5 protein-coding genes are annotated in these 7,124 nt (G+C 68.0%); 3 read left to right on the top strand and 2 right to left on the bottom strand.

Features of this window, described 5'->3' with window-relative positions; translation table 11 throughout:
* The first annotated feature begins 40 nt into the window (after window positions 1-40).
* Genes NMD1_RS11510 through NMD1_RS11520 form a run of 3 tightly spaced genes read left to right on the top strand, consistent with a single transcriptional unit; the run spans window position 41 to window position 4,214 of the window.
* The gene (locus NMD1_RS11510) at window positions 41-1,528 is read left to right on the top strand and encodes an efflux transporter outer membrane subunit (protein ID WP_125954853.1); all 1,488 of its coding nucleotides are present in this window, start codon (window positions 41-43) and stop codon (window positions 1,526-1,528) included.
* Window positions 1,521-2,672: an HlyD family efflux transporter periplasmic adaptor subunit gene (locus NMD1_RS11515; RefSeq protein ID WP_125954854.1), complete on the top strand. Its 1,152-nt coding sequence runs from the start codon at window positions 1,521-1,523 to the stop codon at window positions 2,670-2,672. The genes NMD1_RS11510 and NMD1_RS11515 overlap by 8 nt, the downstream gene beginning before the upstream one ends.
* A 12-nt stretch (window positions 2,673-2,684) precedes the next feature.
* Entirely contained in the window at window positions 2,685-4,214 is a 1,530-nt protein-coding gene (locus NMD1_RS11520; RefSeq protein ID WP_125954855.1) for a DHA2 family efflux MFS transporter permease subunit, read from the top strand.
* 50 nt (window positions 4,215-4,264) lie between these two features.
* Here the strand turns inward: NMD1_RS11520 and NMD1_RS11525 are convergent, their stop codons facing one another.
* Window positions 4,265-6,541, bottom strand: a complete 2,277-nt coding sequence (locus NMD1_RS11525) for a TonB-dependent receptor (RefSeq protein ID WP_125954856.1) — start codon at window positions 6,539-6,541, stop codon at window positions 4,265-4,267.
* Between the two features lie 128 nt (window positions 6,542-6,669).
* On the bottom strand, window positions 6,670-7,080 hold the full coding sequence (locus NMD1_RS11530) for a hypothetical protein (RefSeq protein WP_125954857.1): 411 nt from the start codon (window positions 7,078-7,080) through the stop codon (window positions 6,670-6,672).
* Between the last annotated feature and the right edge of the window lie 44 nt (window positions 7,081-7,124).

Genomic DNA, 7,124 nt, shown 5'->3' on the forward strand with positions numbered 1-7,124 from the left:
GGCGTTAATGCCTAACCGTACCACAGAGTACGGTTTTCCCATGACTCATCACCATTCCCGTTTTCTTCCGGTGCTTGCGCTCGGCGGCTCGCTGTTGCTGGGTGCCTGCGCGTCGATTCCGCACCAGGGACCGGCGCCGACGATTCGCGCGGCGGACAGCTTTGCCGCCACGCGCGCGCTTGCCCCCCAGCCCGTGCCGGCGAACGGGGTGCCAGCTGCGGCCTGGCCCGAAGCCAATTGGTGGAACGCTTACGGCGACAGCCAGTTGACCGCGCTGATCGAGGAAGGACTGGCCGGCGCACCCGATCTGGCGGCGGCGGCGGCGCGCCTGCGCGCGGCGCGCGCCCTGGCGCAGCAGGCCGGCGCCGCACGCCTGCCGTCGCTGGGCGTGCAGGGCAGCGTGGGCGAAAACAAGCAGAGCTACAATAACGGTATCCCGCGCGCCTTCGTGCCGAAGGGGTGGAACGATACCGGGCAGGTCGCCGCCACGCTGGAATTCGACCTCGATCTTTGGGGGCGCAACCGGGCCGCGCTGGCGGCCGCCACCTCGCAGGCCGAAGCGGCGCGGATCGATCTGGAACAGGCGCGGCTGGTGCTGTCGACCAACATCGCCAGCGCCTATGCCGATCTTGCCCGTCTCACGGCGGAACGCGCGGTGCAGGCACGGGCGCTGGAACTGCGGCAGCAAACGCGCGCGCTGGTGTCCGACCGCGTGACCACGGGCCTCGATACGCGCGGCGAACTGAAGCAGGCCGATGCCGCCGTGCCGGCCTCGCGCGCTGATCTTGCCGCCACCGACGAAATGATCGCGCTCACCCGCAACCGCATCGCCGCGCTGGTGGGCAAAGGGCCGGATCGCGGCAGGGACATCGCGCTGCCCGCCGTGGTGGCAACCGCGCGGGGCTTGCCGGTGGACGTCACCACCGACCTGATCGGCCGCCGGCCTGACATCGCCGCCGCCCGTGCCCGGGTGGAAGCCGCCGCCAGCCGCATCAAGGTGGCGCGCGCCGATTTCTATCCGGCGATCAAGCTGAGTGCGCTGGCGGGGTTCCAGGCGCTGGGCCTTGGCAACCTGTTCGACAGCGGCTCCACCTATGGGCAGGTCGGCCCCGCGATCAGCCTGCCGCTGTTCCGGGGCGGGGCGCTGCAGGGCCAGTACCGGCAGGCGCGCGCCACCTATGACGAGGCGGTCGCTAGCTATGACGGCACGGTTGCCACGGCGTTCCACGAAGTGGCCGATGCCGTCGCCAGCCGCAACGCGCTGGCGGCCCGCCTCGGGGAAAGCCGGCAGGCGCTGGCGGCATCGGAGCAGGCCTATGCCATTGCCCGGCAGCGCTACGAAGGCGGGCTTTCCACGTACCTCAACGTTCTGACCGCCGAGCAGCAGGTGCTGCAGAGCCGGATGGCCGTCGCCGATCTGGAAGCGCGTGCCTTCTCGCTAGATGTTGCCCTTGTCCGTGCGCTCGGCGGCGGATTTTCGATCACCAGCACCGCGATTGCCGCACCGAAGGATTCCTCCCATGGCTGAAGCCGATCCCGCCGTTCCGACCGAAGGCGCCCAGATTGCCCCTGCATCCGGCGCCAGCGAGAAACGCCGCACCGCTCTGCGCGCGATCGCGGCGGCCGTGGTGCTGGCCGCCCTTGCCTATGGCTTGTGGTACGTCCTCGTCGGCAGTCACTACGTCGAGACCGACAATGCCTATGTCGGGGCCGATACCGCCAGCGTGACGTCGATGGTCGCGGCGCAGGTTGCGGGCGTTCCGGTGCAGGATACGCAAGTCGTGAAAAAGGGCGATGTGCTGGTGCAGCTCGACGATCGCGATGCCCGCATCGCGCTGGCACAGGCCGAGGCGGAACTGGCCAAGGCCCGCCGGATGTATGGCCAGACGGCGGCGACCAGCACGGCGCTGGCGGCGCAGGTCGCCGCGCGCGAGGCAGACATCACCCGCGCCCGGGCGCAGCTTGCCGCAGCCGAGGCGGAGTTCACCAAGGCCCGGATCGATCTCGACCGTCGCCGCCGCCTCGCACCCAATGGGGCGGTGTCCGGCGAGGAACTGACGAGCGCGACCAACGCCTTCGCGGCGGCGCAGGCCAATCTCGAACTCGCCCGCGCTGGCGTGGCGCAGGCCGCATCCACCCGTGGCGCGGCCAGCGGGCAACTCGCCGCCAACAACGCGCTGATCGCGGGCACCAGCGTCGCCACCGCGCCCGAAGTCCAGGCCGCCGAGGCCCGCGTGGCGCAGGCCCGGCTCGATCTGGAGCGCACGGTGGTCCGCGCGCCCGTCGATGGCATCGTCACGCGGCGCAACGTCCAGGTGGGCCAGCGCGTCGCGCCCGGCGGTGTGCTGATGCTGGTGGTGCCGGTGGGCCAGCTCTATGTCGACGCCAATTTCAAGGAAGGCCAGCTTGCCAAGGTGAAGATCGGCCAGCCGGTCACGCTCACGTCCGATCTCTACGGCGGCGGCGTGACCTATCATGGCAAGGTGACCGGGCTTTCGGGCGGCACCGGTGCGTCCTTTGCGCTGATCCCCGCGCAGAATGCCACGGGCAACTGGATCAAGGTCGTCCAGCGCCTGCCCGTGCGTGTCACGCTCGATCCGCAGGAACTGCGCGATCATCCGCTGCGTGTCGGCCTGTCGATGACCGCCGAGGTTGACGTTTCCGGTAAGTGAGGAGGCGGTCCCATGGCCGGTTCGACTGAGGCTCCCGTAGCGATCCGTGGCGCCGCGCTGGCGATCGCCGGGATCGTGCTGGCGGCGTCCAACTTCATGGTCGTGCTAGATACGACCATTGCCAACGTTTCGGTACCGCACATCGCGGGCAGCCTTGGCATTTCCACCAGCCAGGGAATCTGGATCATCACGTCCTATTCCGTGGCGGAGGCGATCTGCGTTCCGCTGACCGGCTGGCTTGCCGGCCGTTTCGGCGCGGTGCGTACCTTCATTTTCTGCATGATGGGCTTCGGCATCTTCTCGATGCTGTGCGGCATGTCGCCCACGCTCGGGATGCTCGTCGCCTGCCGGATCGGACAAGGACTGTGCGGTGGGCCGCTGATGCCGCTGTCGCAGACGCTGTTGATGCGCATCTTTCCGCCGGAACAGCGCAACCAGGCGATGGCGCTGTGGGCGATGACCACGGTCGTCGCGCCCATTCTCGGCCCGATCTTCGGCGGTTCGATCAGCGATGCGTGGTCGTGGCACTGGATATTCTTCATCAACGTGCCGGTGGTTCTGCTGTGCAGCTTCGGCGCGATGCGGGTGTTGCGCCCGGCCGAAACGCCGACGGAAGACCTGCGCGTCGACCGTACCGGCCTGGTGCTGATGATCATCTGGATCGGCGCGTTGCAGATCCTGCTCGATCTGGGGCGCGAGCGCGACTGGTTCGGCGATCCGCTGATCGTGGCACTGGGCATCATCGCGGTGATCTTCTTCGCGATCTTCCTGGCCTGGGAACTGACGGAGGAGCAGCCGATCGTCGATCTGCGCGTGTTCCGGCACCGGGGGTTCACGGTATCCACGCTGTCGCTGGCGCTGACCTACGGATGTTTTTTCGCAACCTCGGTCATCATCCCGCAATACCTGCAGGTCGGGCTTGGCTACACGTCCACCGATGCCGGCTATGCCACCTCGTTCATCGGCGTGGGTGCGGTGATCATGGCCCCCATCGTCGGGCGGCTGGCGTCGAAAGTGGACCTGCGCTTGCTCGTTTTCGGCGGCATCCTGTGGCTGGGCATGGTGTCCTGGCTGCGGTCGGGCTGGACGGCGGATGCCGATTTCTGGACGCTGTCGTTCCCGCAGATGGTGCAGGGCTTCGGGATGCCGGCCTTCTTCATCGCGGCGACCGCGCTGGGCCTGAGCGCGGTGGAGCCGCGCGAAACGGCATCGGCGGCCGGGGTGATGAGCTTCATGCGGACGATGGCGGGCGCGATCGGCGCGTCCATCGCCACGACCTACTGGGACGATAGCCAGCGCGTCGCGCGCAGCGAGATCGTCGGGCGTCTCAACACCACGCAGACGGCGGACCGGCTTTCGTCGCAAGGTTTTTCGCTCGATCAGACGCGACAGGTCATCGCCAACATCGTCGATCGCGAAAGCCTGGCGCAGGCGACCAACCACGTCTTCCTGGTGCTGGCCGTGCTGTTCGTGGTGTCGGCCATGGTCATCTGGCTGACGCCCAAGCCAAGCCGCGAAGTGGATAGCTCGGCCGCGCATTGATCCGGGGCCGGGGCGGACGGTAATCGCGCCCGCCCCGGCCTTTCCGACGATTACAGCTTCCAGTTCACCTGCGCGGTAAACGACCGCTGCGGGAAGGGGTGGAACAGGTAGTACTTGTCGTTGTTGAGGTTATCGACGCCCAGCGCGAAGTCGAAATGGTCGTTCACGTGGAACACCGCGCGCATGTCGATCACGAAGTACTTGTAGAACCCCTGATAGGTGTTGCCCACCGTATCGCTGTTATCGAGCGTGGCGTAGTTGCGGCTGGCATAGCGTGCGGCACTGGTGAGCGAAAGCTTCTCGCTCGGCCGCCAGGTTAGCACCGCGTTCGCTTTCCAGTGCGGCACGCTGGGCAGCAGCCTGCCGACCGAGGCCGGAAAGGCGCTGTTCCGGCTGGTGATCGCGTCGGCATAGGTCACGCTGCCGGCCACGTCGAAGCCCGGCAGCACGTCGCGTCGGTCGATCGCCAGTTCCACGCCCCGCGCCCGCGTGCGGTCCACGTTCTGGACATAGCTGCTGGTGATCTCCGGCGTGTTGATGTTGGTCTGCGAGATCAGCGCGCCGTCGATCACTTCGTTGAACAGCGATACGCGCAGGGTGCCGTGGGCGTCCTGCTGCTCGATCGCCAGTTCGCCGCTGCGCGCGCGCTCGGGGCGCAGGTTGGGGTTGGGATTGGCGAACAGCGTACCGACCGTGGTCGCCTGATAGAGTTCGCCCACGGTCGGAAAACGCCACGCCTGTCCGAACGAAAGGCGCGCGGTCCAGTGCTGCGCGGGCTTCCATTCGAGCGAGGCCTTGGGCGAGAAGCCACTGGCCTTGCGCTCCGCCTGCGGCAGTGATTTGCCGCTGGCGTTCAGGTTGTAGCCGTCCCACGCGCGCCACCATTCCTGCCGCGCGCCGAGCGTCAGCGTCCACTGCGGGGTGATCCGGATCGCGTCCTGCGCCCACACCGCCAGCGTGCGCGTCTTGCCACGCGAGGCGGTGCTGAGCGCCCCTTGCGTCGTGGTATCGAGCCAGTTGCTCGCCAGGAAGGTCTGCGCCGCCAGTTTGTAGCGATCGCCATGCCCGCCGAAGCTGACCTCGTGCGCGCCGAGATGGAGCGCGGCCTTGGCGTCGAGCGTCACCCAGCCGGTGCCGTCCTGCCGCTGGATCGTGCCGGCCCCGCCGGCGAAGGCGGACGGCAGCTTGTTCACGGTCGGGCCGTTGGTCGCGGTGGACGGGCCGTTCTGGAGATCGTGCGCGTAATTGTAGAGCGTGCCGACAACCTGCCAGTCGATCGCCTTCGATCCGCCCTGCGCGGTCACCGCGTGCGAGAAGTGCAGCGCGTCGCGGGTATAGACGCCGGAATTGAAGCCGGTGGTCACGCCGGTGTTCGCGGTGGCGTAGGTCGTCGCGCCCGTGCCGTCGCGCAGATAGCTGTCCACGGTGCCGCGCGTCTTGTCGGTCCAGATGCCCAGAACGTAGCTGAGGCGCGTATTGCCGCCGAGGTCGAGCGCGGCCTTGGCCTTCCAGGTGTTCTGCTCGTGATGCTCGATGCCGCCGGCGCCCAGCACCTTGATCGCGTTCCCGCTACGGTTGCGGTCGTCATAGGCGCCCGTGGTTCCCGTCGGCGCGGCGGTTGCCGTCACGATGCTCACCGGCTGGCTGTTCGCTACCGTGCGCGTGCCGCTGAGGAACACCGCCAGCGGGCCGAAGCGGTCGCCGACCGAACCGGCGAACTGCCACGTCGGCAGGGTCTGGTGCGTGCCATAGAGGTTGGACTGCTGGATATTGGTCAGGACCGAGGCGTGGGCTTCCAGCTTGTCGGGCAGGCGGGTGGTGATGTTGACCACGGTGCCGATGCTGTTGCCGGCATAGGCGGCCGAGAACGGGCCGTAGAGCACGTCGATCCGCGCTATTTCCTCCGGCGTCACCAGCGTCCAGCGGGGGCTGCCGTTGCCGTTGTTGTTGGCGATCAGCGCGGACAGGATCGCGCCATCGGCAAAGATCAGGCTGCGTGCGCTGGCACCGAGGCCCGAGGTGCGCGTGGCGATGGGCGCGAAGTTGTCGCCGATGTGCCGCTTGCGCACGACCAGGCTGGGCAGGTACTTGAGCGTATCCTCCACGCTGACCGCGTTGATCTTCTCGGCGATCAGGTCGGCGGTTACCGCCGCCTTGGTGGAAGGCGCGTTTTCGATCGTGGCGGCCTGCTTCTGCGCGATCACCAGAATGTCGGAACGGGGCGCGTCGGATGCCGTGGCGGCGTCTTCCTCCGCATGGGCGGAAATGGGGGTGAACGCCAGCGCGGTGGCCAGCGTGGAAAGGGACGTGACGAACGAAATCCTCATGGCGGATTTCTCCTCCGGTATCTTTGAAATGGCGGAGGCATGGCGCGGATGGGCGCAATCATGCTTTTCCGGAACGTCGGCGCGCGTTCAGGCGCCGGGACAGACGGTCGGGTGCGACCGGCCGGTGTTCAGGAAAGCGCTGGCGGGCCGCGCAACGGCGGCTGGAGGCGTGCGACGCGCCGGATGACCGGCGCGGGAACGGCGGCGAAGCCAAGTGCCAGCACGAAGGCGATCGCCAGCGCCAGCAGGATGGGGTCCGCGCCGCCCAGCGCCGGGAAGGCATGGCCGGCGAACGGGCAGACATCGTGCGCCTTGGTATTGGCGTCGGTGTTCTGGTGCGTGCCGTCGCGGGCGGGAATGCTCACCTGCGTGGCGGTGCGTTCGCCCAGCGAATCCGCGCAGACCAGCAGGGTGAAGGTCCGGGCCTGCGGCGCGACCATGTACCCCGCCGGCACCAGCGCCTTCATGCACAGCGCCAGCGCCACCAGGGCGGCGGCGATGGTGCGATGGCGCAGAAGAAAGGCGCGGAGCGATGCCATTGCGGCGGCCGTTAGTCGGTCACGGCGGGTTTGTCACGCACCCG

It is taken from the genome of Novosphingobium sp. MD-1, assembly GCF_001014975.1.
Lineage (GTDB): Bacteria > Pseudomonadota > Alphaproteobacteria > Sphingomonadales > Sphingomonadaceae > Novosphingobium.